This window comes from Streptomyces sp. NPDC050509, assembly GCF_044457965.1.
Taxonomy (GTDB): Bacteria; Actinomycetota; Actinomycetes; order Streptomycetales; family Streptomycetaceae; genus Streptomyces.
In genome coordinates, this window is record NZ_JBITHL010000029.1 from 1 (window position 1) to 1,396 (window position 1,396).

Sequence of the window (1,396 nt, forward strand, 5' to 3'; positions counted from 1 at the left end):
GTAGTAGGTAAGCGATGGGGTGACGCAGGAAGGTAGTCCAGCCCGGGCGGTGGTTGTCCCGGGGTAAGGGTGTAGGACGTTGTGCAGGTAAATCCGTGCAACATTAAGTCTGAGACCTGATGCCGAGCCGATTGTGGTGAAGTGGATGATCCTATGCTGTCGAGAAAAGCCTCTAGCGAGTTTCATGGCGGCCCGTACCCTAAACCGACTCAGGTGGTCAGGTAGAGAATACCGAGGCGTTCGGGTGAACTATGGTTAAGGAACTCGGCAAAATGCCCCCGTAACTTCGGGAGAAGGGGGGCCATTCTAGGTGATCATCTTTACGGTGTGAGCTTGGGGTGGCCGCAGAGACCAGCGAGAAGCGACTGTTTACTAAAAACACAGGTCCGTGCGAAGCCGTAAGGCGATGTATACGGACTGACGCCTGCCCGGTGCTGGAACGTTAAGGGGACCGGTTAGTCATTCTTCGGGGTGGCGAAGCTGAGAACTTAAGCGCCAGTAAACGGCGGTGGTAACTATAACCATCCTAAGGTAGCGAAATTCCTTGTCGGGTAAGTTCCGACCTGCACGAATGGCGTAACGACTTCTCGACTGTCTCAACCATAGGCCCGGTGAAATTGCACTACGAGTAAAGATGCTCGTTTCGCGCAGCAGGACGGAAAGACCCCGGGACCTTTACTATAGTTTGATATTGGTGTTCGGTTCGGCTTGTGTAGGATAGGTGGGAGACTGTGAAGCTTGGACGCCAGTTCAGGTGGAGTCGCCGTTGAAATACCACTCTGGTCGTGCTGGATGTCTAACCTGGGTCCGTGATCCGGATCAGGGACAGTGTCTGATGGGTAGTTTAACTGGGGCGGTTGCCTCCTAAAGAGTAACGGAGGCGCCCAAAGGTTCCCTCAGCCTGGTTGGTAATCAGGTGTTGAGTGTAAGTGCACAAGGGAGCTTGACTGTGAGACCGACGGGTCGAGCAGGGACGAAAGTCGGGACTAGTGATCCGGCGGTGGCTTGTGGAAGCGCCGTCGCTCAACGGATAAAAGGTACCCCGGGGATAACAGGCTGATCTTCCCCAAGAGTCCATATCGACGGGATGGTTTGGCACCTCGATGTCGGCTCGTCGCATCCTGGGGCTGGAGTCGGTCCCAAGGGTTGGGCTGTTCGCCCATTAAAGCGGTACGCGAGCTGGGTTTAGAACGTCGTGAGACAGTTCGGTCCCTATCCGCTGCGCGCGCAGGAGTCTTGAGAAGGGCTGTCCCTAGTACGAGAGGACCGGGACGGACGAACCTCTGGTGTGCCAGTTGTTCTGCCAAGGGCATGGCTGGTTGGCTACGTTCGGAAAGGATAACCGCTGAAAGCATCTAAGCGGGAAGCCTGCTTCGAGATGAGGACTCCCACCCCC

General features: G+C 55.9%; 1 rRNA gene. It reads left to right on the forward strand.

The features are described from left to right. Positions 1 to 1,396, forward strand: a 23S ribosomal RNA gene (locus ACIBJC_RS38640); the annotation flags it as partial.